The following is a 581-nucleotide window of genomic DNA, read 5'->3' as shown; positions in this document are numbered from 1 at the left end:
GTTACTGGAGCGAAGACTGCCGTTCCACTTGCTGTGCCACCTGTTCTAGTAATCACATTGCTCGCTACTGGTAAGAAGTCATCATTCGATAGCACATTTACTGTACTGATTGTACCAAATGATGCTGTTAATGCATCATTAGCTGCTGTAGCAGTCTGTGGATTTGGATCTGTTCCGTTTGGATTACCATCCTTATCACAGTCCTTGGTCAACCAAGATGGATCCACATTCGCAAGTACTTGGTCTACCTTGTTGTAACTACAAGCATCGTTCGGATCTGTATTGTCTGCAGTCGTCAATGGATTATCATCGATACCATTAATCTCATCTTTGTTCGTTACACCATCGCCATCACAGTCGCCTGTACTCGTCGCTACTAAAGTCACTTGACTCAAGTTTAAGCTACAAGCACTTAGTGGGTTGGTGTTATCAGCAATTGTAGCTGGGTTACCATCTGCTCCAGTTGCTTCTGCGTAGTTGGTTACTCCATCGCCATCACAGTCACCTGTTCTCCAAGTCGTGCTTGTATTCGCTAACACTTGACCGATACCCCATACACATGGATTCGTTGGTTGTGGATC

Annotated in this window: 1 protein-coding gene; it reads right to left on the bottom strand. The window is 44.9% G+C overall.

The window, feature by feature from the left end; genetic code table 11:
• On the bottom strand, positions 1-581 hold a 581-nt coding region (locus tag GVN22_RS27665), incomplete at both ends, for a hypothetical protein (protein ID WP_205691078.1).

It is taken from the genome of Cellulophaga sp. BC115SP (genome assembly GCF_009905545.1).
Taxonomy (GTDB): domain Bacteria; phylum Bacteroidota; class Bacteroidia; order Cytophagales; family Spirosomataceae; genus Flectobacillus; species Flectobacillus rivi.
This window is presented reverse-complemented; position numbering and strand designations above follow the sequence as displayed.